The sequence below is a fragment of the Accumulibacter sp. genome (assembly GCF_036625195.1).
GTDB lineage: Bacteria > Pseudomonadota > Gammaproteobacteria > Burkholderiales > Rhodocyclaceae > Accumulibacter.
On sequence record NZ_JAZKUG010000001.1, the window covers coordinates 850516 to 875628 of the forward strand.

The window sequence follows — 25113 nt, forward strand, 5'->3', positions numbered from 1 at the left end:
AGACACCGTGCTTTCCTTCGTCCCTTCCTCAATCGCGGAAGTTGCCGTAGCGGACCGGAAAATCGGTGATCTCCTTTGTGACCAATGCGATGCAGGCCTGCAACTCATCCCGCTTGGCGCCACTGACGCGTACCGCATCGCCCTGTATCGATGCCTGTACCTTGAGCTTCGAGTCCTTGATCAGCTTGACGATCTTCTTCGCCAGTTCCGACTCGATGCCAATCCGGATCTTCAGATCCTGCTTGACCTTGTTGCCCGAGACGCGCTGCACCGGCTGATGATCGAGCCGCTTGGTGCTTTCCTTTTCCTTCTTTTCCATCGCCGGGAAGAGGAGATCCCTGATCTGGCCGAGCTGGAATTCGGAGTCACCGTGCATGGTGATGACCTTGTCCTTGTCGTTGAGCTCCACCCGGGCGCTCGTGCCCTTGAAGTCATAGCGATTGTCGATGGCACGCCGGGTGACATCGAGGGCGTTGTGCAACGCCGCCATGTCGGCTTCGGAAGAAAAATCGAATGAAGGCATAGTGCATCCAGTTTTCGGTCGAAGAGGCCGCGAAACGCGGCCCCACGCCGCCGGCCGCGGCAGTTGAACAGTCTACAGCCCCCAGAGCTTTTCCATGATCGTCTTGGCAATGAAGCCCAGCATGCCGAATGAAAGGACGAAAAAAAGAATGATCGTGCCGGTCTTGCCGGCCTTTGACTTCCAGGCGATCTCGCCGATGATGAACAGCATGAAGAGCATGAAGGCACCGACCCCGAAGGTCATGCCGAAGTCCGAGATCTGTTCTTCGGTCAGGCCAAACATCGGCGCCGTCTTTCTCTCAGGCCGCACATCGACCGATCATCCCGGGATCATTGCCGGCGAGCAGCGAGTCGGGCCGCAATGCGCATGCGCAGGGCGTTGAGCTTGATGAACCCGGCAGCATCCTTCTGGTCATAGGCGCCGGCGTCATCCTCGAAAGTCGCGATCGTCGAGTCAAAAAGCGAATCGGTCGCCGAGTCGCGGCCAACGACGATCACGTTGCCCTTGTAAAGCTTCACCCGCACCCAGCCGTTCACCGCCAGTTGCGTATGGTCGATCAGTTTCTGCAGCGCCAGCCGTTCCGGGCTCCACCAGTAGCCGTTGTAGATCAGGCTGGCGTAGCGCGGCATCAGGTCATCCTTCAGATGCGCCACCTCGCGGTCGAGAGTGATCGACTCGATGGCGCGGTGTGCCGGCAGCAGGATCGTGCCGCCAGGCGTTTCGTAGCAGCCACGTGACTTCATGCCCACATAGCGGTTCTCGACGAGATCGATGCGACCGATCCCGTGCTTGCCGCCCAGCTCATTCAAGCGCCCGAGCAACCCGTGTGCCGGCAACCGCTGCCCGTTGATGGCCACCAGATCACCACATTCGAAATCGAGATCGAGGTACTCGGCCGCATCGGGCGCCGTCTCCGGCGAGACGGTCCAGCGCCACATGGATTCCTCGGCTTCGGCTGCAGGATCCTCGAGGTGACGTCCCTCGTAACTGATGTGCAGCAGGTTGGCGTCCATCGAATACGGAGCACCACCCTGGCGATGCTTCATCTCGACGGGGATGCCGTGCTCCTCGGCATACGCCAGCAATTTCTCGCGCGACAGCAGATCCCACTCGCGCCAAGGCGCGATGATCCGGATGTCGGGCCGCAACGCGTAGGCCCCAAGCTCGAAGCGAACCTGGTCGTTGCCCTTGCCGGTCGCGCCATGCGCCACCGCGTCGGCAGCAGTCAGATTGGCAATCTCGATCATGCGCTTGGCAATCAGCGGCCGGGCAATCGACGTGCCGAGCAGGTATTCGCCCTCATAGACCGTGTTGGCGCGAAACATCGGGAAGACGAAGTCGCGGACGAACTCCTCACGCAGGTCTTCAATGTAGATGTTCCCTGCAGCGATGCCGAGCTTCAGCGCTTTCGGACGCGCGGCCTCGAGCTCCTCACCCTGTCCGAGATCGGCGGTGAAGGTCACGACCTCGCAGTGATAGGTATCCTGCAACCACTTCAGGATGACGGATGTATCGAGGCCGCCGGAGTAGGCGAGGACGGCTTTGCGAATCTGACTCATGTTCTTTCTCCTGGCGAACAGGATGATGATACATCGACGCGCCCGCACAACAGGTACTCCAGCAGCGCTTTCTGTGTGTGCATGCGGTTTTCGGCCTCATCCCAGACGACGCTCTGCGGCCCATCGATGACCTCTGCCGAAACCTCCTCGCCCCGATGGACCGGCAGGCAGTGCATGAACAGCGCCTGCGGACCGGCCAGGCGCATCATTTCCCGATTCACCTGCCAAGCGGCGAAGGCGCGCCGCCGGTCATCGTTCTCCGCTTCGAAGCCCATCGAGGTCCACACATCGGTGGTCACCAGGTCAGCCTGCCGGACTGCTGCCAGAGGGTCGGCAAACTGTTCGAAATGTCTGGTCCCCTGCAGACCGAGGCGCTCGGGGACGACCTCATAGCCTGGAGGGGTGGACACGTGGACCCGGAAGTCGAGCACTTCCGCCGCCTGTAGCCAGGTATTGCAGACATTGTTCGAATCGCCGATCCAGGCGACCGTCCTGCCCTGGATCGGTCCGCGATGCTCGATATAGGTGAAGATGTCCGCAAGAATCTGGCACGGATGATACTCGTTGGTCAGGCCATTGATCACCGGCACACGCGAAAACGCAGCAAAGCGCTCGATGATCGCCTGCTCGAAGGTCCTGATCATCACGATATCACTCATGCGCGAGATCACCTGCGCCGCATCTTCAACCGACTCCCCACGCTGCAGTTGCGAATCCCGACTGTTGAGGTAAATCGCCGAGCCGCCGAGCTGTTGCATGCCGGCCTCGAACGAAAGCCGGGTGCGCGTGCTGGCCTTTTCGAAGATCATGACGAGAGTGCGATCGCTCAGCGGCCAGTACTTGCGAAAGGCCTTGAACTCGGCCTTGATCCAACGCGCTCGTTCGAACAGATGATCGAACTCCGCACGCGTGAAGTCCTTGAACTGGAGGAAATGCCGAGGGCGGTCCATGGTCGATCTCTAGGTCGAGGCGAGAAAGGCACGGATGAGAACCGCCAGGCGCGACGTCAGTTCACGTCCTTCATCGGGGCTGAAGGTCAGCGGTGGCAGAAGGCGAATGACCGTATCTGCCGTCACGTTGATCAGCAAGCCGGCCTGCAACGCCAGCAGCACCAGTTCGCCGCATGGGCGATCAAGCTCGATGCCGATCATCAGACCCTGGCCGCGAATCTGCACCACGCCTCGGCAATCCGCCAGTGCCATGGCCAGTCCGTTGCGGATCAACTCGCCGACGCACCGCGCGTGATCGATCAACCCATCCCTCTCGATCACGTCGATGGTAGTCAATGCCGCGATCGACGCCAGCTGATTGCCGCCGAACGTAGAGCCATGCTTGCCCGGCTGGAAAAGGCCCTTCGCCAACCCGGCAGCGAGGCAGGCGCCGATCGGCACCCCGCCGCCCAGCCCCTTGGCCATCGTCACCACATCCGGACGGACGCCGGAATGCTGGAAAGCAAACCATGTCCCGGTGCGGCCCATCCCGCATTGAACCTCGTCGCAGATCAGCAACCAGCCCCGGTCGTCGCACAATGCCCGCAGACCACGCTGGAATTCGATATCGGCGGCATTGATTCCACCCTCGCCCTGGACGATTTCGAGCATCACGGCAACGACGTTCTGGTTCGCGCGGGCCAGTGTTCTGATCGCTTCGAGGTCATTGTAGCGAACGCGCACGAAGCCCGCGACGAGCGGCTCGAAGCCGGCCTGCGCCTTGCGGTTGCCGGTAGCGGACAGGGTCGCCATGGTCCGGCCATGGAAGGCTCTCTCCATCACGATCGTCACTGGACTGTCCACCCCTTGCCGGTGGCCGTGCAGGCGGGCCAGCTTGATCGCCGCCTCATTGGCTTCGCAACCGGAATTGCAGAGGAAGACTTCTTCCATTCCGGAAAGGACCGCCAGCTTGTCCGCCAGGCGCTCCTGCTCAGGAATCCGGTAGAGATTCGACGCGTGCAGCAGACGCGAAGCCTGCGTCGCGATCGCCTCGACCAGCGCCGGGTGACGGTGTCCCAGCGTATTGACTGCGATTCCCGACAGGGCATCAAGGTAGACCTTGCCCTCGGTGTCGGTCAGCCAGCTCCCTTCGCCGTGACTGAAAGCGACCGGCAAACGGCTGTAGGTATTCATCAGATGGGACATTGAGCACAACCCATTGCGCAGACGTCAAAACTGAAACGGCGGCTCGCGCCGCCGGACAGATGCGTTCTCACCCAGGACCGGAAACTGTTCCCCGCGGACACATTGCCGAGGTTGCAGGGACCGGCCTACAGGCGAAGGATTCTAAGCGATAACGCCCGCGATGTGTAGCGGGCACGGGGAAAATAGCTACCTGCGGATGAGATTCCAGATCGTCTCGATGCCCCCGACAACGAGATCGGAGAGTTCCGTCTCCAGCACGTCCTTCCTCGCCTGCCGCGAATGCAACGACTTCTGGCGCTCGTTGGCAATCAGCGCATCGGCGATGGCGTGTGGATCGGCCGCCTCCTGGCGGCGGGCCTTGCTGCCGAAGTCAGCGAGAGCCGTGCGCACGGCATCGGGATCGAGGATGACGATCGGCGAGCGGCAATGGTTGCAGACGTGATCGCGAGTGATATCCACCGGCGCGCCGCAGCTTGCACAGCGGATCGTCCGCACCCTGCGCGCCAGATCGGTCACCTCGGCGCCATTGAGCTGGCGGACGAACCCCTTTTCGATCATGAACGCCGCGAATGCGCTGTAGCGGCCGTGTCGCTGCGGACAGCGGCCATAGGCGAAGCGACCGGCACGGGTACTGTCCAGACAGTTCAGCAGGGATTCCCGGCAGCGCGGACAACGCAGGACTGTGGACCACGGCTGGCGCTGGTCAACCTGGTGCTCGTGCAGCAGACGAAAGAGGTCGAGTACGCCCGCTGGTGCCAGCTGCGCGCTCTCGTGCTCGTCGAACCAGATGCCCTGACAGGCAAAGCAGATGTCGAGCAAGACTTCACCACCAAGCTGGCGTTTGAAACGATGTACAGCCATCGCTGCGCCGCAACTGGGGCAGGTACTGCCTTGTTCGATGCGCGCGCGCGGCGTATTGGTTTGCTGGTTCATGGCGGTGGACGAGCAGATGAAAAGAGACGGTGAGCGCGACCGGGTCGTGACCTCGCTACAGACCACCGAGCCGATGGGTACGGCAGTATAGCTGCAGCAGCGTGGTCGCAAGAAGCCGACAGCTCAGCCATGCAGGCGACGAACCCAGAAGACCTCGTGGCGCCGCACCGACTTGCGGAAAAACTCGTTGTCGCCGGTTGCGGGCCAGCTACGGCCGGCAAGCGCTCGCTGGATCTGTCGCCGCAACCGCAGCTTGCAGCGCAGCCCACCCTGCAGATCATGCTGCATGGCCAGGGCCATCGCCTTGTCGAGCTGTGCAGCCGAGCTCAGCAGCGGACTCCAGAGGCCATCCGCCGGCAGCGCCGTCAATGCTGGTGGCAATGCCGTGCCGTTCCCAGCGGGACCCATTGGCCAGCGGTCGTTGTCATGCAGGTGATTGGCGTACAGCAGCGCGACTTCCGGCTGCCAGGCCGACTGCTGCATCGCCAGTTCGAGCGCCCGCGTGGCGGCGACATGGTCGACGTGCGGATCGAGCTGCGGGTGCGGGGTGACGACGACTTGCGGCCGGAAGTGGTCGAGCAGTGCCGCCAGGTCGGCGACGAGGTTGCCACCGCACGGCAGCCCGTCGGCATCGGCGGGTAGTGACAACGGGTTGTGGCGGCGAGCTTCGCGCACATCCGCGTCACCTGACTCGCGCGAAGGGAACGGCGATCCGGGGTCAGCCAGCATCGCCGACAGCTGCATGCAGTGGTAACCCAGTTGCACACAGCGGCTCTGCGGGACTCCGCCCCACAGTGGCACAGCCAGGCTGTCCCAGGTGCGCAGGCGTCCCTTCAGACGTGCCGCAGCAGCGGCATCGAGACCCAGGCGCCGGTAGCTCCCGGCCTCGGTTTCACCCAGCGTCAGGGTGACGATCGCCACACTGGCCGCCCGCCGGTAGAGACCGAATGCCGCCAGCTCGGCATCGTCCGCATGCGGCGCCACGATCATCATCCGTTTTTCGGCGTAGTCCGGATTGCGCAGGACGTAGAGAGTCGCGTTCGCCGACAGGCGGCAATGGCAGCCTCGGACCCGCAGCTCTCCCGCGGCCAGCGCCGCCTCCTGCCCCGACAGGTTGAGAAAGCGTCGCCCACGAACGCCACGCTCGAAGTCCTGCCGGTCGCCACCGATCAAGACGTGTGGGTCGATCCAGCGGCCAAGCCAGGAACTGATCAGCCGCAGCTCGAGAAACAGCGTGTCGCCGCTGGCCAGCGGCGCGGTCAGCGTCACTCTTCCCTCGTCCAGCGAAACCGTTTGCTGCGCCGTCCCATCCGGGAAGCGGTATTGGTAATCAGCGCGTGGCGAATAGAAGAGGTGATCGGCAAACCAGGCCTCGTGCGCGACCCAGCCGCACAGCAACAGCAACACCGCCAGCCACCAGGCCACGAAGACGGCTGTTGCCACCAGGAAGGAGGCGCCGCACAGCAGGAAGAGGCGCTTGTGCCGGCGGTGGCGCGACAGCAGGTGTTGCTTGCGAGGACTCATGGTTGGACTCGCATCCCTGCCCCGTCCTCAGATTCGGTAGGCGGGCGTGCGATGGCACCAACGATCCTTGTAGCCACCGTCAGCGCGGCCAAAGGAATAGCGCAATGGCTTGCCTGCCGCCATGGCTTCTGCGCGCGCCGCCTGGGCATTGACGAAGGTCAGCACGCTGCCCGGGCTGAACTCGCTGTTCTGCGGATCGACTCCGCCGTTGATGTACTCGAGCGAAATCCATTTCGGCGCTTCCACGCGGTAAAGAATCTGGATGGCAATCGGCTGCCCATCACGCAAGAGCAGCGAACCCGTCATGAACTCGCGCAACAACCCAAACACCTCGGCCAGATGCGACTCGCCCCGGGGTGCAAAGCCCCAGCGGCGGCGAAAAAGGTCCGCATAGATTGCCGCCTGCTCGGTTGGTGAGTAGCCCGCAAGCGGGCGCAAGCGGCCTCCGCGTTCCTCGAGTCGCCGCAGTTCCCGCCGCTGATTGTAGAGGAACTTCGCCGAGCAGTCGTGCAGCGGACGCAGCAGAGCCAGCTCTTCGGGTTGCGGCCGCAGCGTACTGATCTGGCCACAGTTGAGTTCGGACACGTAACGCATCCGCCAGCGCACCGGTACCTGTACGCCAGCGGCAAGCGGCAGGATGACCTCCGAATTGCCCAAGTCGAACAGTCCGCGCTGGCCGCGCTTCTTCAGAACCTCCTTCGACAAGGCGAGGTGGCTCTCCCAGCAGGCGATTCCGGCCAGCAGCTCGCCGCCTGCAAACCAGCCAAGGTAGCGCACGGGAATCTCTGCCAGTGCAGAAAGGCGCTCGACGATCGCTGGATGCGTCGCGACACTGCCGCCAAAGAGCTGCCAGGCGCGCGCGTAATCGCTTGCGGCAACCGGTGTCCAGCCGCGCTCGCGCCAGGAACGCCAACGATTCAGCATCCGCCGCCCGCCGCGGGCACAGCTGGTACACGGCGCGCAGCCGTGGGGATCATTCGCGCAAAGGCGCCGCGTGCAACCATGCACCGCAAGCTGCACCATGCCTTGCCAGAAAACCGTGGCAGGTTCAGCACATCGCCAGCCATCCATGAAGTACGCATGTACATCCTTTCCCCCTTCAACGGCGCCCGACCGCAGGGAAGCCTGTGCGCTGCAAGGGCGGTACGAACCCGATGCTGCGCCGCAAAACGGATTATTGCATTCCGGCGTGGATCGGAGAAAAATACTGATCCGATGACCAGTGCGAACGGCGACAGGGCCAACAGTCACGATGGCGGTTCGGCGGCGAGGGAGACGATGGTCATGGCTCTTGCCTCGCGGCTCCGGATCACACCCGAGGCGGATGCTGACTTCGGGAGCTGTCCGGCTGCAGAGGCTCAGGACGGTGGCTGCTCGATCCATCCCAGTGTTCACGCCGCGGTCCCATCGAGGCAACCCGGCAAGCCACCGGATCTTGGCACGGCAACGGCCGCCACCTGTACGACGGAGCGCTTGAGGAAATGACTGCAGCAGAACGACCGCTGATCAGTGTCATCGTCCCGACCTACAACTACGCGCACCTGCTGCCCAGAGCGCTGGATTCGGTCCTCTTGCAGCGGGCGCCATGGATGGAACTGATCGTCGTCAACGACGGCTCGACAGACCTGACGGCCCAGGTTCTGGCAGGCTACGTGGCGCGTCACCCCGGATTGCTGGTGATCGACCAAGTCAATGCCGGCGCTGCCGCGGCACGGAATCGCGGCCTGCGACAGGCTCGCGGGCACTACGCCCTGCTGCTCGACGCCGATGACGAATTGCAACCAGACGCACTCCAGACCCTGCGCGCAACCGTTGCTCGGCACCCGGAAGCCGGTACGATTCTCGGCGCGCAGCTTTCCGTCTATGCCGATGGTCGCGAGCGGCTCCGACTGCCAACGACGGTGCCTGCCGAACCGCCACTGCGACTGAGCAAGCGCTACCTTCTGCAGAAGCGCATCACCATCTCGCATGGCTGCTCGCTGTTCCGTCGCGATCTCCTGCTGCAGAGGCCGTATCCCGAGAACCTCCGTGGTGGTGAAGATGTCCCGGTGTTCGCGCACATGCTGGTCAGCGCGCCGGTAGTGACCACCAACGTCGTTCTGGCGCGAATCCACAAGCACGGGGACAGCCTGCGTCATGATCGGCGCGATGAAGAAATGAGAGCCGTAACGATGATTGAGGAAGTCTTCGCCAGCCTGCCGGCCGAGTGTCAGCCGCTGCGCAGCCGCTACGCTTCCCAGCGCTATCTCTCGCTCTTCCGCGCCGCCTTGCAGTCGGGCGACCGTCCGGCGGCAAGGCATTTCTATCGCGCAGCCTGGCGCCTCGACGGCCGACAGGCCTTGCGCTGGAACTACCTGCGCAAGGCCCTTCGCCTCTTCTTGGCGTGATGCTGCGCCTGTCCATCCCGCGCCAATTCTTTTCCCCGCAGGCTTGCGGAAGCTCGGGTGATACCGGGCCGGTCATTGCGGCCCTCCTCGGCAGCGTGCTGCTTTCGCTGCTGGCGTTCTCGCAAGCAACCCTCGTCGGCAGGGATGCGGCGCTCTACCTCGACGTCGCTCGGCAGGTGCTCGAACAAGGTGCGGCGGTCGCCTTTCAGGCATTCGATTGGCCTTGGTTCTCCCTGTTGCTGGCGGCAACCGGCAAGGTGTTCGGGCTGCCTCTGGAGACGGCAGCGCACCTCTGGTGCACGCTCTTCGTGGCTGGCACCAGTGCCCTGCTCGTCGTCGTGACGCTCCGCTTCTCGCCCGGCTGCAACTACTGGGCTTCGCTGGTTGTCCTGTCTTTGCCCGCGTTCAACCAGTTCCGCGGCGACATCATCAGGGAACACGGGTCGTGGTTCTTCTCTGTCCTGGCGCTCCATCTGGCGCTGCAGTGGCTCGCGCGTGGCGGCTGGTCACGGGCGGCTGCCATACAGGCAGCAATTGGTGTGGCAGCCCTCTTCCGGCTCGAGGCGCTCGTACTGATGCCGGCGCTCGCCGCAACTTTACTGGGTGAACTGCACACTCGGGCAGGCTGGATGCGACTGCTTCAGCTCAACGCGCTGCCGCTGGCAGTCGGCTTGGCGGCTGCTCTGGCGCTTGCCTCGGGAACCGACATCTGGCAGCCTCGGATCGCCGGTTTCGCTGCCGTGATCGATCCGCGAGCGCTGCTTCTGAGCCTTGATGAGATGGCGAATCAATTCGCCAAGATCATCCTCGAATACCACTCCAAGGAGGACGCGCGGCAGATCCTCGTATTTGGCCTGTTGCTCACGCTGCTGGTGAAATTCTGCGCACTCAACGGGCCTCTGTGTGTGCCCCTGCTCTACCGCGCGAACTGGCGGGCAGTGAGCGCGTACTGGCGGGAGCTGCGGCCGTTCGCGTGGACGTGGCTTCTTTACCTGGGTGTATTGCTCATCTTTTTCATCAAGTTCCGCTTCATCAACTCACGCTACACAAGTTTCCTCAACCTCCTGGTCGTTCCCTTGCTGACCATGGCTCTGATGCTGTTCTGCCGGAGCCATGCGCGCTGGTCGCCCGTCGCCGTGTTCGTACTCCTGGTCTTCACGCTGGCAAACACCGTGTCGAGGGGCCCCGGAAAGACGCACTACCTCGAAGCCGCGGCTTGGCTGGCCGAGAATACGAAAGCCGAGGACCGGGTGTATTACGAAGACGCCAGGATCGCCTACTACGCGGGTCGCGGTTACCCGAGGACGGACATGACGGTGCAACAGGTGATGGCGGGCGCTGACACCGGACGGTTCCGCTACTACGTGCTGACGCACAGACCGAATGAAGACACTCTGCTGCCTTGGTTGGCGAAGGAGCGCAAACAGGTCGTCCGGCAGTTCAGGAACCCCAAGGGAGAAACGATCCTGGTGATCGGGGAATGAGGGCTGCCCGATCGCTGCCTGCGCGAACGGGATACCCGCGTCGCCCGGCGGCAAACTCGCCGTTCCGCATGGGATGGGGAGCCCGTGCGCTGCCGGCGACGACAGCGGTTGACGGAGGCGACACAGCTCGACGATACTCGTAGGAGCGACTTGGGCCACCCGCTGGCCGCCGCAGAGAGATCCTGCGCGCAAGCGCCAAGAGCGGCTGCTTTCGCCGCCGCTGGCCGGTCGTGCCAGACTGCGAGCTCGCAGACCCTTGGCAACAGGACCCACCACAACACATGCCTGAACGCGTTTCGCTCAACCAGAAACTCTTCGATCTGCCCCTGCTGCACGGCTTGGGCAGATCGATCCATTCCCGCCGACTTGCCAGCGAGCCGCGTGGACAATCGACGGCAACCCGCTTCTTCCGGAACATCCCCCAGCTCGACGCACTGCAGGGTCCACTTCGCGAGCTGGTCGCCGGCGGCGATGGCTGCCGAATCCTGGTAGCCGGCTGCAGCTTTGGCTGCGAAGCCTACTCGCTGGCCGCCTACCTGACAGTCGAGTTCCCGGCTCTCGACTGGACGATCGACGCTTTCGACATTTCGCACGAAGCCGTTGCCATTGCCCAACGGGCAGTCTACGGCAGCAAGTACGGACTGGCGGATCCGCTGCACGGGGAGAGCCGGCGCTATGCTGCGCGCCTGCTTGAGCCGTGCGGCGAGGCGTGGAGCATCGCCCCCGACATCCGGCAGCACGTGCGCGTCTCGCATGGCGACCTGCTCGCCAGCGACTTCTCGGCAACTGCCGGGTACGACATCGTCTTCGCCCAGAACTTTCTGCTGCACATGGACGATGCAACCGCAGCCAAGGCCTTTGCGCGCGTGGTTGGCGCCACGCGTCCCGGCGGTGCACTGTTCGTTGCCGGCATGAATCTGGACGGCAAGCTCGCTCTCGTCAGGAGCCATCGACTGATTCCCGTCGACTGGAAGATCGAGGCCATCCACAACAGCGATCAGATGCGTCGGTCGGCTTGGCCATGGGGATACTGGACACTGGAGCCGATCGATGCAGCCAGACCGGACTTCATCATGCGCTACAGCACCATCTTCCGCACGCCAGGCTGTGCGGCAGCGCACCCCTGATCAGTCCGGCCCCGAGAGCAGGCGGCGCGCGCCACCACTAACCTACCGAAAGTGTCACCGCCCGGCCATAGCGCGACAGCCAAGGCGGGGCACCCGCCTGCGCCCGTCTGCTATAGTGCGGCCTGCGCGCCGCCAGGAACTCGCCTCACAGAGGGTCGTACCGCAGCCCGCCCCCCGTTGTCGCATGAAAGCATCCCGATGAGCATTGGCCCCGACGGCAGCAACGAAAACACGTTCCCACCGGAGATCCTGCGTGAAGTGGCAAAGCGGCGTACCTTTGCCATCATTTCGCACCCTGACGCCGGCAAGACGACCCTGACCGAGAAGCTTCTGCTCTTCGGAGGCGCGATCCAGCTGGCCGGCACCGTAAAGGGACGCAAGAGTTCCCGCCATGCGACCTCGGACTGGATGGAGGTCGAGAAGCAGCGCGGCATCTCGGTGACCAGTTCGGTCATGCAGTTCGAGTACAGCGGGCACACCATCAATCTCCTGGACACGCCTGGGCACGAGGACTTTTCCGAAGACACCTATCGCGTACTGACTGCTGTCGACGCCGCGGTGATGGTGATCGATGCAGCCAAAGGGGTCGAGGCGCAGACGATCAAGCTGCTCAACGTCTGTCGCATGCGCAACACGCCGATCATCACCTTCGTCAACAAACTGGACCGGGAAGTGCGGGAGCCCTTCGAGCTGCTGGCAGAAATCGAATCCGTTCTGGGCATCGAATGCGCGCCGATCACTTGGCCGATCGGGATGGGCAAGAGCTTCCGTGGCGTCTATCACCTGCTGAACGACCGCCTGCTCCACTTTGCCGCGGGCGAGGAACGGCGCAGCGAGTCGGAGCGACTCGACGGACTGGACAATCCGGTGCTCGACGCGCAGTTTCCCGGGGAAGTCGGCCGCCTGCGGGAAGACGTTGACTTGATCCAGAACGCGAGCAGCCCTTTCGACTTGGTCGGCTTCCTTGCCGGGCGGCAGTCGCCGGTGTTCTTCGGCTCGGCAATCAACAATTTCGGCGTACAGGAAATCCTGCAGGCGCTGCTCGACTGGGCACCGCCACCCCAGGAGCGCGATGCCGGCTGCCGTCTGGTACAACCCGCCGAAGCGGCCTTCAGCGGTTTCGTGTTCAAGATTCAGGCCAACATGGACCCCAAGCATCGGGATCGAATCGCCTTCTTCAGGGTTTGCTCGGGGCGCTACACGTCGGGCATGAAGGTCAAGCACATCCGCCTGAACCGCGAGATGAAACTGGCGAACGTCCTGACCTTCATGGCCAACGAGCGCTTGCTGATGGAAGATGCCGTTGCCGGCGACATCATTGGCATCCACAACCACGGCAACCTGCATATCGGTGACTGCCTCAGCGAGGGCGAGACACTCGGCTTCAAGGGTATTCCCTACTTCTCACCCGAGCTTTTCCGAGCAGCGCGCCTGCGCGATCCGCTGAAGAGCAAGCAACTGCAAAAGGGCCTGCAGGAGCTCGGCGAAGAGGGTGCGATCCAGGTCTTCGAAATCCTGGCCAGCGGTTCGCTGCTGCTGGGAGCGGTGGGCAACCTGCAGTTCGAGGTCGTCGCGCAGCGGCTGCAGACGGAGTACAAGGTCGATGCGATATTCGAACCCGCAGACATCTACACCGCGCGTTGGCTCACGTTCCCAGACGAGACCACGCGCCGCAGTTTCGAACGTGAGCAGGTGCAGCGAATGGCGCGTGATGTCGATGGCAACCCCGTCTATCTGGCGAGCACGCGGTACAACCTCGAAGTCACCAGCGAGAAGTGGAACAGCGTCGGCTTTCACGACTCGCGAGAACACGGACAGTTGTTCGCCTGAGTCCAGCCCGGCGCGCGGGGCGTCAGCGGCCACCCCGGGGGAAGACGGTACAGGACGAACAGGAAGGAGCAGACGATGAAACAAGCCGCCAGCGCGCAGGGGCCGCTCGATTTCCTCGAAGCACGGATTCTGGCCGTGCTGATCGAAAAGGAGAGTACGACGCCGGACGCCTATCCGCTGACCCTGAACAGCCTTGGCGCCGGCTGCAACCAGAAGTCTGCGCGCGACCCCGTGCTCACTGCAACGGAAAGCGAAATTCAGCAGGCTCTTGAAAACCTGCGCCAGCGGGCGCTGGTGCTGGAAACCTATGGCGCCTCGGGGCGGGTTCTGCGTTACGCGCACAATCTGGGAAGGGTGTACGCCCTGCCTGCGGCGGCCGTCGCATTGCTCGCCACGCTCGCTCTGCGCGGAGCGCAGACGATCAACGAACTGCGAGCCAACAGCGAACGTCTCTACCGTTTCGACGACAGTTCATCGGTCGAGGCTTACCTGGAGGAACTGGCGACTCGCAACACTGGCGCTTTGGTCGTCCGGATGCCGAAGCAGCCGGGCTCGCGCGAGCACCGCTGGGCGCACCTGCTGTGCGGCGAAGCCGCGCTGCCGGCGTACCCGAGCAGCGGCGAGTGCGAGTCCGGCAAAGAGGCGAGCGAGCTCAGCGACAGGCTGACACGCCTCGAGCAGGAAGTGGCCGAGCTACGCGCGGGGTTGCAGGAGCTGCGGGCGACGCTTGACGGACCGACCCGGCCTGAAGCGCTCGCTCAGGCCGACTGAGATCTGCAGCAGCGGGCGGTGGCAGCGGAACACGATGGCCGGCACAGGCGAGCATCTCCAACCTCCATTGCGATCGCGCCGCCTGCCTGCCGCAGGGTCGGCGCCCCATCGACGTGGCGCGTCCGCCTTGTCGACGCGGTCGGCCGCCTCAACCTCGTCGCCTTCGTTCGGCAACACCGAAAGGAGCGAAAGGAGCGGTCACCAAGCAGCGCGCAGGACCTTCTCGGCCCAGAACAGCGCCGTGATCGTCTTGGCGTCCGTGATGGCCCCGTTCTTTACCGACGCCAAGGCTTCGCCCAGAGGCAGACTGAGGACATCGAGAAACTCGCTACTGTCGGGGCTCGGATCGGCCTCGCGGGTCAGACCACGCGCAAGGAAAATCTCGATTCGCTCATCGGCGTAGCCAACGCAGGGGTGCATGACCCCAAGATGGCGCCACGAGCTGGCCCGGTAGCCGGTTTCCTCGAGCAGCTCGCGCCGCCCCGTACTCACAAGCTCCTCGCCCGGGTCGATCTTGCCCGCCGGCAACTCGAGGAATACACGGCGCAACGGATAGCGGTACTGGCGGACGAAAAGCAGCCGCTCGCCTTCGAGCTCGGCGATCACCACCACAGCTCCCTGATGCCGGACGTATTCACGCAGACACTCGTTGCCGTCTGGCAGCCGCACGCGGTCACGACGGACGTCGAGGAGCCGGCCACTGAAGACCTGCTCGCTCTCGAGCTGCTGCTCCGCGAGATGGCCGTATTCCTCCTGCAGGGAAGGGCTCACGCCGACGACGCCCCGACGACTGCGCAAGGCATTGCGGCCAGACGGCTGCCGGCGATCAGAGCGAACGCAAGAGCGAAAACGCGCACAGGGACATCAGGACTTGCGGGAAGATGCCGAGCAAAGCCACCGCCAAGCCGTTGGCCGACATCAGGATCTTCATGTCCAGCGGCGCCTCGATCGGGCTCATGTTCGCCGGTTGGTCGAAGTACATGATCTTGACCACCCGCAGGTAATAGAAGCAGCCGACCAAAGAGAAAGCGACGGCGACGATCGCCAGCCAGAGATAGCCGGCGGCAACGACAGCCTGCAGAACCGAAAACTTGGCAAAGAAACCGACGAAGAACGGGATTCCGGCCATCGAAAACATCATCATCATCATGACGCCCGCGAACCACGGACTGCGCTTGTTGAGCCCCTTGAAATCGTCGAGTTCGTCCGACTCCAGGCCACCGCGGGCGAGCAGAAGGATCATCCCGAAGGTGCCGGCGCTGGTCAGGACGTAGGTGATGACGTAGAACATCGCCGAGCTGTACGCATTGAGCGCGAAACGGGCGTCACCACCGACGACACCGGTGACGATGCCGAGCAGCATGAATCCCATATGGGAAATCGCCGAGTAGGCCAGCATGCGTTTGAGGTTGGTCTGGGCGATTGCGGCAATGTTGCCGATGGCCATCGAGAGGACCGACAAAATGATCAGCATCTGCTGCCAATCGTGTGAGACGACGATCAGACCGTTGACCAGCAAACGCATGACCATTGCGAAAGCGGCCAGTTTCGGTGCCGTCGCGATGAATAGGGTGACCGCCGTCGGTGCCCCATGGTAGACGTCTGGTATCCACATGTGGAACGGAACGACGCCAAGCTTGAATGCCAGACCGGCAACGAGAAAGACAAGCCCGAAAACGAGAATCCCCTTGTCGAACTGGCCGAGGTAGAGGCGTTCGGCGATCGCAGGGATCTCCAGCGTGCCCGTCGCACCGTAGATCATCGACATGCCGTAGAGCAGTAGGCCGGAAGCGAGTGCCCCAAGGACGAAGTACTTCATCGCTGCTTCGGTTGCGGGAACCGAATCGCGGTTCATCGCCACCATCGCGTAGAGCGAGAGTGAAAGCAATTCCAGACCGATATAGACGGTCACGAGATGGCTGGCCGAGATCATCACCATCATGCCAATGGTGGCGAACAGGGCCAGTGAATAGTATTCGCCGCGGGCCATCTGCGGCCGCTCGAGGATGTAGCCACGCGAGTAGAACAGGATGACGATCACCGTGAGATAGAGGAGAAGCTTCAGCAGATCCGCCATCAGGTCGCCAACGTACATGTTGCTGAAGGTGTAGGCCGTGTCGCCGGAACTGCTGGCGAAAGTGATCAGCGCCGTGCCGACCAAGGTCAACTGGGTAGCGACGAAGGTCAGCGTCCGCTTCTGGTCCTTGGCCAGCAGATCACCCACCAGGATCAGGCAGGCCATCAGCAACATGAAGATCTCCGCGCTCGCGAGGCGAAGGTCCGGAACCTGGAACTGCATTTCGGCAAGAGTCATAGCGGCTACCAATTATTGGATCTTGCTGAGGGCGACGTGACGCAGCAACTCATCCACCGAGCTGTGCATGACTTCGGTAAACGGCTGCGGATAAAGCCCCATGCCCAATGCGCCAATCGCAAAGAGGACGAAGACGAGGAACTCGCGGCCATTGATGTCGCTGAGTTCGGCGACGTGATGATTCGCCACGCTGCCAAAAACCACCCGCTTGTACATCCACAGCGTATAGGCAGCGCCGACGATCATCGTCGAAGCGGCTGCAAAGGCAACCCAGAAATTGTGCTCGACTGCCGCCAGGATCACCATGAACTCGCCGACGAAGCCCGATGTCGCCGGCAGGCCCGCATTGGCCATGGCGAAGAGCATGAAGAAGGCAGCAAACTTGGGCATCGTATTGACCACACCGCCATAGTCGGCGATCAGTCGCGAGTGTGCGCGGTCGTACATGACGCCAATCGAGAAGAACATGGCACCCGAGACGAACCCGTGGGAAATCATCTGCACCAGCGCCCCCTCGACGCCGAGCGGGCTGAAGATGAAGAAGCCCAGCGTGACGAAGCCCATGTGGGCGATCGAGGAGTAGGCCACCAGCTTCTTCATGTCCTCCTGCACGAGGGCGACGAAACCAATGTAGATGATCGCGATCAGTGACAGCGCGATGACGAGACCGGCGAGCTCGTGTGAGGCGTCGGGAGCGATTGGTAGGGAGAAACGCAGGAATCCATAGGCACCAAGCTTCAGTGCAATCGCAGCCAGGACGATCGATCCGCCGGTTGGCGCCTCGACGTGCGCGTCTGGCAACCAGGTATGGACCGGCCACATCGGAACCTTGACCGCGAACGCAACCAGGAACGCCAGGAACAGCCAGGTCTGGGCGGTCATGCCGATCGGCATTCGGTGCCAGTCGAGGATCGAAAAGCTGCCCCCAGAGGAGATGAACAGATAGAGGAGCGCAATCAGGAAGAGCAGGGATCCAAACAAGGTGAAGAGGAAGAACTTGAACGCCGCGTAAACGCGATTCGGGCCGCCCCAGATGCCGATGATCAGATACAGGGGAATCAGCGAGGCCTCGAAGAAGACGTAGAAAAGGACGCCGTCGAGGGCCGAAAAGATTCCGTTCAGCAATCCCGACATGATCAGGAAGCCGGCATGGTACTGCGCCACCTTGCTGTCGATCACCTGCCAACCAGCGAGCACCACCGTCACCGTGATGAAACTGTTGAGGATCACGAAAAGCATCGAGATGCCATCGACGCCGAGATGGTAGTTGACGTTGAAACGCGGAATCCAGGGCTTCAGTTCGACGAACTGCATCGCCGGCGTGTGCAGGTCAAAGCCGGTGTAGAGGGGAATCGTCACCAGCAGGCCGGCAACGGCACCGATCAGCGAGAGTGCTCTTGCCAGCGGTGCATTGCGATCGGATCCCGTCGCCAGAACGACCAGCCCGGCGAGGATCGGGACCCAGATGGCAAGAGAGAGAAGCGGCGTGCCTGACATATCGTTCCCAGTCTTTCTCTAGCTCAGGCGCGCGTGACCCAGAGGGTCATCAAGACGAACACGCCGATAATCATCGTAAAAGCGTAGTGGTAAATGTGACCGGTCTGGAACAGGCGGACCATCCTTGCGAACCAGCCGACGAAGTGTGCCGAACCATTGACGATGATGCCGTCGATGAGGCCCGCGTCGCCCCCTTTCCAAAGGCCGCGGCCGAGCAGTCGCGCCCCGCCGGCAAAGAACACCTCGTTGAATTTGTCAAAGTAGTACTTGTTGTCGAGCAGGTTGTAGAGCCAGCCAGACCGTTCCTTGATGGCGGCCGGAATATCCGGACGCTTGAGGTAGAAGAACCACGAGAGCGCGACACCAAGGGCCGCCAGCCAGAAGACGGCAGTCGTGAAGGCGTGGGTAGCCATGGCGAAGGCACCATGGAAGTGGTGTGCGAGTTCCTTCATCACCGGATGCGCCGTCGCGTCGACGAAGATCGAAGCCTTGAAATAGTCGCCAAACAACATCGGTTCGATCGCGATGTAGCCGATGACCACGGACGGGATCGCCAGCAGGATCAGCGGCACCGTCACTACCCAGGGCGTCTCGTGCGGCTTCTCACCCGGCGCAAGACCGTGGTGGTGTGCATCGTGCGCGTCGTCCGCGTGGTGACCGTGGTCATCTTCCTGCCCGCCAGAACTGCCGGTGTGCGTGCTTTGCTGTGCATGCGACGAATGGTCGGCATGGCCGTGCGCGTCCGCTGCAGCCTTGCCGAAACGTTCCTCACCATGAAACACCAGGAAGTACATCCGGAACGAATAGAAAGCGGTGACGAAGACTCCCGCCATGACCGCGAAGTAAGCGAAGCGGGCACCTGGAAGGTGCGACATGGCGACGGACTCGATGATCGAGTCCTTGGAATAGAAGCCGGCAAAGAAGGGGGTGCCGATCAGCGCCAGCGATCCGATCAACGAGGTGATCCAGGTCACGGGCATGTAGCGGCGCAGGCCACCCATGTTGCGAATGTCCTGGTCGTGATGCATGCCGATGATCACCGACCCCGCGGCCAGGAACAGCAGCGCCTTGAAGAACGCATGCGTCATCAGGTGGAAGATCGCCACGGAATAGGCCGAAGCACCGAGGGCGACCGTCATGTAGCCGAGCTGCGACAGCGTGGAATATGCGACGACCCGTTTGATGTCGTTCTGGATGATCCCCAGGAAACCCATGAACAGCGCGGTCACTGCGCCGATCACGATGACGAAGGAGAGCGCCGTGTCGGACAGCTCGAAAAGCGGGGACATCCGCGCCACCATGAAGATGCCGGCGGTGACCATTGTCGCCGCGTGGATCAGGGCGGAGATGGGTGTCGGACCTTCCATCGAATCAGGCAGCCAGACGTGCAACGGAACCTGCGCCGACTTGCCCATGGCGCCGACGAACAGCAGGATGCAGGTTGCCGTCATCAGGGCGACGCCGTCGCCCTTCCCGAACAGGTGCAGCGTTGTGCCCGCGAGTTCCGGTGCCTTGGCGAAAACGGCGGCATAGTCGAGCGTGCCGAAATGGGCAAGCACCAAGCCAATACCGAGGATGAAGCCGAAATCACCGACGCGATTGACGAGAAAGGCCTTGAGGTTGGCGAAGATCGCCGTCGGTCGGGTATACCAGAAGCCGATCAACAGGTACGACACCAGGCCGACTGCTTCCCAGCCAAAAAAGAGCTGCATGAAATTGTTGCTCATGACGAGCATCAACATCGAGAAGGTGAACAACGAGATGTAGCTGAAGAAGCGGTTGTAGCCCGGGTCGTCCTGCATGTAGCCGATGGTGTAGATGTGCACCATCAGCGAGACGAAAGTGACGACCAGCATCATCGTCACGGTCAGCTGGTCGATCAGGAAGCCGACTTCGAAGCGATAGCCACCGGAGGTCAGCCACTGGTACACCGGCCCGTTGTAGGTGTTTCCCGCCAGCACGTCCCGGAAGATCAGAAACGAAGCAAAGCAGCTGATCGCCACGCCGGCGATCGTCACCGTGTGCGCAACCCAGCGGGGGATGACACGGCAGAAGAGACCGGCGATGATCGCACCGACGAGTGGCGCGAGGGGAACGAGCAGGTAGAGCTTTTGCATTTCCATGTTCAACCCTTCAGGCTGTCCAGATCATCCACGTGGATGGTCTTCAAGTTGCGGAACAGCACCACGAGAATCGCCAGCCCGATCGCCGCCTCGGCGGCGGCAACCGTGAGAATGAAAAAGACGAACACCTGTCCGGCCAGATCCTGCAGGTAGTGGGAGAAGGCGATGAAGTTCATGTTCACCGCCAGCAGCATCAACTCGATCGACATCATGATGATGATCAGATTCTTGCGGTTGAGGAAAATGCCGACGACGCTGATCGCGAACAGGATCGCGCCCAGGATCAAAAAGTGGGACAGTGTAAGCAAGGTACCTCCCTGATTCCTTCTGCATGCGGCGGTGTGGCTCGCCACCACCTGATCTTGTGCTTTTCCCGGTTGCTGCGCCTGGTCCGGCTGCTCAACTCAATCCTTCTTCTCGGCCGGCATCTGCAGAACGCGATAGCGGTCCCTGGCCTTGACGAAGACCTGCTGTGACGGGCTGACCGCCTTGCTCTGACGCCTCTCGCGCTGCGTCAGTGCTACCGCTGCCACGATACCAACGAGCAGGATGACCGACGCGAGTTCGAAGGGGTAGACATAATCGGTAAACAGCAGACGCCCCACCGCCTGCACGTTGCTGTGATCGATGCTCGTCTGCGGCACCTCGGCCTCGAACAGGCCGAGATAATTCCCGCCGAGAACCAGCCCCATCTCCGCCACCATCAGCAAGGCAATGATCGAGCCGAGCGGCAGGTAGCTCCAGAACCCCTCGCGCAGACGGTCGAGATTGATGTCGAGCATCATGACGACGAACAGGAAGAGGACCATCACTGCGCCGACATAGATCAGCACCAGGGCGATGGCAAGGAACTCCGCCTGCAGGAGCATCCAGATACCGCTCGCCGTGAAGAAGGCGAGAACGAGGTACAGCGCCGCATGCACCGGGTTGCGGGCGGTGATCACGCGCAGCCCGGCGACGACGAGGATCGCCGCAAGAAAGTAGAAAACGAAGGTCCTGAATTCCATCGCGTCGCCCTGTCAACGATATTTCGAGTCGAGTTCGCGGTCGGCGGCGATCTGCGCTTCATAGCGATCCCCATTCGCCAGCAGCATCGCCTTGGTGTAGTAGAGATCGCCGCGTGTTTCCCCGTGGTACTCGTAGATGCGCGTCTCGACGATCGCGTCGACCGGACAGGCCTCCTCGCAGAAGCCGCAGAAGATGCACTTGGTCAGATCGATGTCGTAGCGCGTCGTACGCCGCGAGCCGTCGGCACGCTGATCCGACTCGATGGTGATCGCCATCGCCGGACAGACGGCTTCGCACAACTTGCAGGCGATGCAGCGCTCTTCGCCGTTCGGATAACGCCGCAGCGCATGCAGCCCCCGGAAGCGAAAGCTCTGCGGCGTCTTCTCCTCCGGGTACTGGACGGTGATCTTGCGGGCGAACATGTAACGGCCGGTCACCGACAGCCCCTTGATCAGTTCCTTGAGCAGGAGGCTGTTGAAAACGTCCTTCATCGAACCCATGGTGAGCCTCTCACTTCCAGATATTCAGGGGCGACATCATCCAGCAGCCGACAACGACCAGCCAGATCAGGCAGAGCGGGATGAACACTTTCCAGCCGAGACGCATGACCTGGTCGTAGCGATAGCGGGGGAAGGTTGCGCGGATCCAGAGGAAGATGAAAAGAATTGCGGAAATCTTCAGGAAGAGCCAGAGAATCCCGTCGGGCAGGAAACCAACCGGTGACAACCAGCCCCCCAGGAACAGTATCGACGTGAGGGTCGACACCAGGATCATGTTGGCGTATTCGGCGAGAAAGAAGACGGCAAAAGCCATTCCCGAGTACTCGACGTGGAAACCAACGATCTCCGATTCACCCTCGGCGAGGTCGAAGGGCGCGCGATTGGTCTCGGCGACGATCGACACCAGGTAAACGACGAACATCGGCAGCAGCGGCAGCCAGTTCCAGGACAGGAACCCGAGGCCCCGGTCGGCGAAATATCCCTGCCCCTGCCCACGCACGATGTCGCCGAGGTTGAGACTGTTGGATACCATCAGCACCACGACCAGGGCCAGACCCATCGCCACTTCGTAGGAGATCATCTGTGCCGCCGAGCGCATGCCGCCGAGAAAGGCGTACTTGGAGTTCGAGGCCCAGCCGGAGAGGATGATCCCGTAAACTCCGATCGAGGTGATCGACATGATGTAGAGCAGGCTCGCATTGACGTTGGCCAGCACCAGCGTATCGTTGAAGGGGATCACGGCCCACGCTGCCAGCGCCGGCGCGAAAGCGAACATCGGCGCGATGAGGAAAACGGACTTGTCGCAGCCGGTCGGAATGACCACTTCCTTGAGCAACAGCTTCAGGCCATCGGCGATCGGCTGGATCAGCCCCCAGGGACCGACGCGGTTTGGGCCGATTCGGACCTGCATCCAACCAATGATCTTGCGTTCCCAGAAAGTCAGGTAGGCGACGGCGAGCAGCAGCGGCGCGATGATCAGAACAATCTTGAGCAGCGTCCAAACGAGCGGGAACACCGACCCGAAAAGACCCTGCAGGAACCCTTGCAGCGCATCGACCATCATGCACGCTCCACCGTGATCGCACCGAACATGTCGCCGAGAGCCGCTGTCGTTGCATGTGCCGCGGCCACCCGAATACAGGACGGCGGTGTCGTCTCGTCTACCCGCGCGGCGAGGACGGCCGCGCCGGTGCCCTGGGTGACTCGCACCAGAACGCCATCGGTGAGTCCGAGCGCTTTGAGTGTTTCTCCATTCATTCGCGCCGCCGGTGCCGCGGCATCCCGGGTCTGCTGCAGGGCCGGTGCCCGACGGGCCAGCAGATCGGCGAAATGGATCGGCACGTCGGCCACGCGCTGCAGGCCGTCACCACTGCGCGGGAGCACGAGGGGCAGCGCCGCCGCCAGCCGGTTGTCGAGTCCGCCGATGAATTCGGTGCCCGCGGGAACGACCTCGTCACGGACCTGTTCACTCGAATCCTGGTCGAAACCGGCCAGGGACAGCAGGTTGCCAAGCACCCGGAGCACCTTCCATGCCGGACGAGCCTCGCCGAAGGGGCGAACGACGCCGCTGAAGCTCTGCACACGACCCTCACAGTTGACGAAGGAACCCGAGGTCTCGCTGAACGGGGCAATCGGCAGCAGTACATCGGCGTAGTCGCGCGCCGACCCATCGGCGAACGGTGTCAGCATGACAACAAGGTCTGCCGCCTGCAGCGCGGCAAGCGCCTGCTGCGGGTTGTGGCAGTCGAGCTCTGGCTCGACCCCCAGCAGGAAATAGGCTTTGCGCGGTTGGCTGAACATCTCGTAGGCATTGAGGGCAGTCGGCAAGGCCTTCGCCAAATGGCCACCAACGCTGTTGGCGCCGTCGCCGATGAAGCCGCAACTCGCCCCAGTGAGCCGTGCCAGCTCATTCGCCAAGGCATGCAGCAAAGCCGCCTGCGGACTCTGTTCGGCCACGTTGCCGAGGAAGATGGCGCATCGCTCGCCCTCAAGCAGGCTGCTGGCGATCGCCTGGCTGGCGGCGCACGGCTCGACGTCCGCCAGCCCCGCAGGAATGGGTTCACCGCGGAGCACCGCTGCCGCTTTGACGACGGCGGCCAGCGCCAGCGGCAGCTCGGCCGGGGAAACCGCGAGCTGCGCATGCAGGCGAAGGAGCGGATCGTCGCCGCTGACCGAGATCAGGCTCACCTTGCCCCATTTCTTCGCCAGCTGTCGCAGCCGCTGCGCGAACAACGGGTGATCCTTGCGCAGGAAGCTGCCCACCACCAATGCTGCGTCCAGATCCTTGATTTCAGCAAGCCGCAGGCCAAGCCACGGGATGCCCGCCAGCTTGCCGTCTGCCGAGAAGTCACGCCGCCGCGGGCGGCAATCGACACTTCCCGAGCCGAGGCCACGGGTCAGCTTCTGCAGCAGGTGCAACTCCTCCAGAGTTGCCTGCGGCGATGCGAGAGCTGCCAGGGACTCACCGCCGTTGCGGGTCAGCACATCCTGCAACGCATGGCTGAGGTAGTCGAGTGCGACGTTCCAGGCGACTTCCCGCAACTGGCCATCAACCCGGACCATCGGCTTGGCAAGCCGCAGCGGGGAGTTCAGCGCCTCATAGGAAAAGCGCTCCTTGTCGGAGATCCAGCACTCGTTGACCTCCTCGTTGTCACGCGGCAGAACGCGCATCACGACGTTGTTCTTGACCTGCAGGGCCAGATTCGCGCCGACACTGTCGTGCGGACTGATCGACCGGCGTCGCGCCAGCTCCCAACTGCGCGCCGAATAGCGGAACGGGCGCGAGGTGAGGGCGCCGACGGGACAAAGGTCGATCATGTTGCCGGACAACTCCGAGTCGACCGAGCGACCGACGAAGGTGGTGATCTCCGAATGCATGTTGCGGCTCGCCATTCCGAGTTCCATGACGCCGGCGATTTCCTGGCCGAAGCGGACGCAGCGCGTACAGTGGATGCAGCGGGCCATCTCCTGCATCGAGATCAGCGGGCCGACGTCCTTGTGGAAGACGACGCGCTTTTCTTCCTGATAACGCGAAGTGCTGCCACCATAGCCGACCGCCAGGTCCTGCAACTGGCACTCCCCGCCTTGGTCGCAGATCGGGCAATCCAGTGGGTGGTTGATCAGCAGGAACTCCATCACACCCTTCTGCGCCTTGATCGCGAGTTCCGAATGGGTGAACACCTTCATGCCGTTGGTCACCGGCGTGGCACACGCGGGCAGCGGCTTCGGAGCCTTTTCCACCTGCACCAGGCACATGCGGCAGTTGGCAGCAATCGAGAGCTTCTTGTGATAGCAGAAATGCGGAATATAAACGCCCACCTGCTGCGCCGCGTCCATGATCGTGCTGCCGTCAGGCACCTGCGCAACCTTGCCGTCGATTTCGATTTCCATCGTCCCGT

22 protein-coding genes are annotated in these 25113 nt (G+C 62.5%); 5 read left to right on the plus strand and 17 right to left on the minus strand.

What is annotated here, in order from left to right; genetic code table 11:
- Window positions 1–28 precede the first annotated feature (28 nt).
- The 8 genes from V5B60_RS03745 to V5B60_RS03780 all read right to left on the minus strand — a co-directional run bounded on the left by V5B60_RS03745 (window position 29) and on the right by V5B60_RS03780 (window position 7598).
- The gene (locus tag V5B60_RS03745; protein WP_332345687.1) at window positions 29–523 is read right to left on the minus strand and encodes a YajQ family cyclic di-GMP-binding protein; all 495 of its coding nucleotides are present in this window, start codon (window positions 521–523) and stop codon (window positions 29–31) included.
- Window positions 524–595: 72 nt separating this feature from the next.
- Entirely contained in the window at window positions 596–805 is a 210-nt protein-coding gene (locus V5B60_RS03750) for a DUF2788 domain-containing protein (protein WP_034941400.1), read from the minus strand.
- 47 nt (window positions 806–852) lie between these two features.
- Entirely contained in the window at window positions 853–2082 is a 1230-nt protein-coding gene (locus tag V5B60_RS03755) for an argininosuccinate synthase (RefSeq protein WP_332345688.1), read from the minus strand.
- Entirely contained in the window at window positions 2079–3032 is a 954-nt protein-coding gene (argF, locus tag V5B60_RS03760) for an ornithine carbamoyltransferase (protein ID WP_034941391.1), read from the minus strand. Before argF ends, V5B60_RS03755 begins: the two co-directional genes overlap by 4 nt.
- 9 nt (window positions 3033–3041) lie before the next feature.
- Window positions 3042–4217, minus strand: coding sequence for an aspartate aminotransferase family protein (locus V5B60_RS03765; RefSeq protein ID WP_332345689.1), 1176 nt, complete (start codon window positions 4215–4217; stop codon window positions 3042–3044).
- 186 nt (window positions 4218–4403) lie between these two features.
- Window positions 4404–5150, minus strand: a complete 747-nt coding sequence (locus tag V5B60_RS03770; RefSeq protein ID WP_332345690.1) for a zf-TFIIB domain-containing protein — start codon at window positions 5148–5150, stop codon at window positions 4404–4406.
- Between the two features lie 123 nt (window positions 5151–5273).
- Window positions 5274–6674 carry a PIG-L deacetylase family protein gene (locus tag V5B60_RS03775; RefSeq protein WP_332345691.1) on the minus strand — a complete coding sequence of 467 codons (1401 nt, stop codon included), beginning with the start codon at window positions 6672–6674 and terminating at the stop codon, window positions 5274–5276.
- Between the two features lie 27 nt (window positions 6675–6701).
- Complete coding sequence (locus V5B60_RS03780) at window positions 6702–7598, minus strand: GNAT family N-acetyltransferase (RefSeq protein ID WP_332345692.1); 897 nt, start codon at window positions 7596–7598, stop codon at window positions 6702–6704.
- 557 nt (window positions 7599–8155) lie between these two features.
- Here V5B60_RS03780 and V5B60_RS03785 point away from each other — a divergent pair.
- The 5 genes from V5B60_RS03785 to V5B60_RS03805 all read left to right on the plus strand — a co-directional run bounded on the left by V5B60_RS03785 (window position 8156) and on the right by V5B60_RS03805 (window position 14273).
- Window positions 8156–9061, plus strand: a complete 906-nt coding sequence (locus V5B60_RS03785) for a glycosyltransferase family 2 protein (protein ID WP_332345693.1) — start codon at window positions 8156–8158, stop codon at window positions 9059–9061.
- On the plus strand, window positions 9061–10545 hold the full coding sequence (locus V5B60_RS03790; protein WP_332350405.1) for a hypothetical protein: 1485 nt from the start codon (window positions 9061–9063) through the stop codon (window positions 10543–10545). The genes V5B60_RS03785 and V5B60_RS03790 overlap by 1 nt, the downstream gene beginning before the upstream one ends.
- Window positions 10546–10826: 281 nt before the next feature.
- On the plus strand, window positions 10827–11672 hold the full coding sequence (locus V5B60_RS03795) for a CheR family methyltransferase (protein ID WP_332345694.1): 846 nt from the start codon (window positions 10827–10829) through the stop codon (window positions 11670–11672).
- A 198-nt stretch (window positions 11673–11870) separates the two neighbouring features.
- Window positions 11871–13502: a peptide chain release factor 3 gene (locus V5B60_RS03800; protein WP_332345695.1), complete on the plus strand. Its 1632-nt coding sequence runs from the start codon at window positions 11871–11873 to the stop codon at window positions 13500–13502.
- A 75-nt stretch (window positions 13503–13577) separates the two neighbouring features.
- On the plus strand, window positions 13578–14273 hold the full coding sequence (locus V5B60_RS03805) for a YceH family protein (protein WP_332345696.1): 696 nt from the start codon (window positions 13578–13580) through the stop codon (window positions 14271–14273).
- 198 nt (window positions 14274–14471) lie between these two features.
- On the opposite strand, the gene V5B60_RS03810 is transcribed toward V5B60_RS03805, so the two are convergent.
- The 9 genes from V5B60_RS03810 to nuoG all read right to left on the minus strand — a co-directional run bounded on the left by V5B60_RS03810 (window position 14472) and on the right by nuoG (window position 25105).
- Window positions 14472–15044, minus strand: coding sequence for an NUDIX hydrolase (locus V5B60_RS03810; RefSeq protein ID WP_332345697.1), 573 nt, complete (start codon window positions 15042–15044; stop codon window positions 14472–14474).
- 55 nt (window positions 15045–15099) lie between these two features.
- Complete coding sequence (gene nuoN / locus V5B60_RS03815; RefSeq protein WP_332350407.1) at window positions 15100–16572, minus strand: NADH-quinone oxidoreductase subunit NuoN; 1473 nt, start codon at window positions 16570–16572, stop codon at window positions 15100–15102.
- A 27-nt stretch (window positions 16573–16599) separates the two neighbouring features.
- Complete coding sequence (locus V5B60_RS03820) at window positions 16600–18084, minus strand: NADH-quinone oxidoreductase subunit M (RefSeq protein WP_332345698.1); 1485 nt, start codon at window positions 18082–18084, stop codon at window positions 16600–16602.
- A gap of 23 nt (window positions 18085–18107) precedes the next feature.
- Entirely contained in the window at window positions 18108–20207 is a 2100-nt protein-coding gene (nuoL, locus tag V5B60_RS03825) for an NADH-quinone oxidoreductase subunit L (RefSeq protein ID WP_332345699.1), read from the minus strand.
- Between the two features lie 2 nt (window positions 20208–20209).
- Window positions 20210–20515: an NADH-quinone oxidoreductase subunit NuoK gene (nuoK, locus tag V5B60_RS03830; RefSeq protein WP_034890816.1), complete on the minus strand. Its 306-nt coding sequence runs from the start codon at window positions 20513–20515 to the stop codon at window positions 20210–20212.
- A gap of 96 nt (window positions 20516–20611) precedes the next feature.
- Complete coding sequence (locus tag V5B60_RS03835) at window positions 20612–21214, minus strand: NADH-quinone oxidoreductase subunit J (RefSeq protein WP_332345700.1); 603 nt, start codon at window positions 21212–21214, stop codon at window positions 20612–20614.
- Between the two features lie 12 nt (window positions 21215–21226).
- A complete protein-coding gene (gene nuoI / locus V5B60_RS03840; protein WP_034941368.1) occupies window positions 21227–21715 on the minus strand; it encodes an NADH-quinone oxidoreductase subunit NuoI in 489 nt (162 codons plus the stop codon).
- Between the two features lie 10 nt (window positions 21716–21725).
- Window positions 21726–22778, minus strand: a complete 1053-nt coding sequence (gene nuoH / locus V5B60_RS03845; protein ID WP_332345701.1) for an NADH-quinone oxidoreductase subunit NuoH — start codon at window positions 22776–22778, stop codon at window positions 21726–21728.
- Window positions 22775–25105 (minus strand): NADH-quinone oxidoreductase subunit NuoG, encoded by a 2331-nt coding sequence (gene nuoG, locus V5B60_RS03850; RefSeq protein ID WP_332345702.1) that lies wholly within the window; start codon window positions 25103–25105, stop codon window positions 22775–22777. Before nuoG ends, nuoH begins: the two co-directional genes overlap by 4 nt.
- Window positions 25106–25113 lie beyond the last annotated feature (8 nt).

Bases quoted from the DNA above. Each gene is read 5' to 3' on its own strand.
- V5B60_RS03745 (WP_332345687.1), bottom strand. From the start codon at position 523: ATGCCTTCATTCGATTTTTCTTCCGAAGCCGACATGGCGGCGTTGCAC.
- V5B60_RS03750 (WP_034941400.1), bottom strand. From the start codon at position 805: ATGTTTGGCCTGACCGAAGAACAGATCTCGGACTTCGGCATGACCTTC.
- V5B60_RS03755 (WP_332345688.1), bottom strand. From the start codon at position 2,082: ATGAGTCAGATTCGCAAAGCCGTCCTCGCCTACTCCGGCGGCCTCGAT.
- argF (WP_034941391.1), bottom strand. From the start codon at position 3,032: ATGGACCGCCCTCGGCATTTCCTCCAGTTCAAGGACTTCACGCGTGCG.
- V5B60_RS03765 (WP_332345689.1), bottom strand. From the start codon at position 4,217: ATGTCCCATCTGATGAATACCTACAGCCGTTTGCCGGTCGCTTTCAGT.
- V5B60_RS03770 (WP_332345690.1), bottom strand. From the start codon at position 5,150: ATGAACCAGCAAACCAATACGCCGCGCGCGCGCATCGAACAAGGCAGT.
- V5B60_RS03775 (WP_332345691.1), bottom strand. From the start codon at position 6,674: ATGAGTCCTCGCAAGCAACACCTGCTGTCGCGCCACCGCCGGCACAAG.
- V5B60_RS03780 (WP_332345692.1), bottom strand. From the start codon at position 7,598: ATGCTGAATCGTTGGCGTTCCTGGCGCGAGCGCGGCTGGACACCGGTT.
- V5B60_RS03785 (WP_332345693.1), top strand. From the start codon at position 8,156: ATGACTGCAGCAGAACGACCGCTGATCAGTGTCATCGTCCCGACCTAC.
- V5B60_RS03790 (WP_332350405.1), top strand. From the start codon at position 9,061: ATGCTGCGCCTGTCCATCCCGCGCCAATTCTTTTCCCCGCAGGCTTGC.
- V5B60_RS03795 (WP_332345694.1), top strand. From the start codon at position 10,827: ATGCCTGAACGCGTTTCGCTCAACCAGAAACTCTTCGATCTGCCCCTG.
- V5B60_RS03800 (WP_332345695.1), top strand. From the start codon at position 11,871: ATGAGCATTGGCCCCGACGGCAGCAACGAAAACACGTTCCCACCGGAG.
- V5B60_RS03805 (WP_332345696.1), top strand. From the start codon at position 13,578: ATGAAACAAGCCGCCAGCGCGCAGGGGCCGCTCGATTTCCTCGAAGCA.
- nuoN (WP_332350407.1), bottom strand. From the start codon at position 16,572: ATGCAGTTCCAGGTTCCGGACCTTCGCCTCGCGAGCGCGGAGATCTTC.
- V5B60_RS03820 (WP_332345698.1), bottom strand. From the start codon at position 18,084: ATGTCAGGCACGCCGCTTCTCTCTCTTGCCATCTGGGTCCCGATCCTC.
- nuoL (WP_332345699.1), bottom strand. From the start codon at position 20,207: ATGGAAATGCAAAAGCTCTACCTGCTCGTTCCCCTCGCGCCACTCGTC.
- V5B60_RS03835 (WP_332345700.1), bottom strand. From the start codon at position 21,214: ATGGAATTCAGGACCTTCGTTTTCTACTTTCTTGCGGCGATCCTCGTC.
- nuoI (WP_034941368.1), bottom strand. From the start codon at position 21,715: ATGGGTTCGATGAAGGACGTTTTCAACAGCCTCCTGCTCAAGGAACTG.
- nuoH (WP_332345701.1), bottom strand. From the start codon at position 22,778: ATGATGGTCGATGCGCTGCAAGGGTTCCTGCAGGGTCTTTTCGGGTCG.
- nuoG (WP_332345702.1), bottom strand. From the start codon at position 25,105: ATGGAAATCGAAATCGACGGCAAGGTTGCGCAGGTGCCTGACGGCAGC.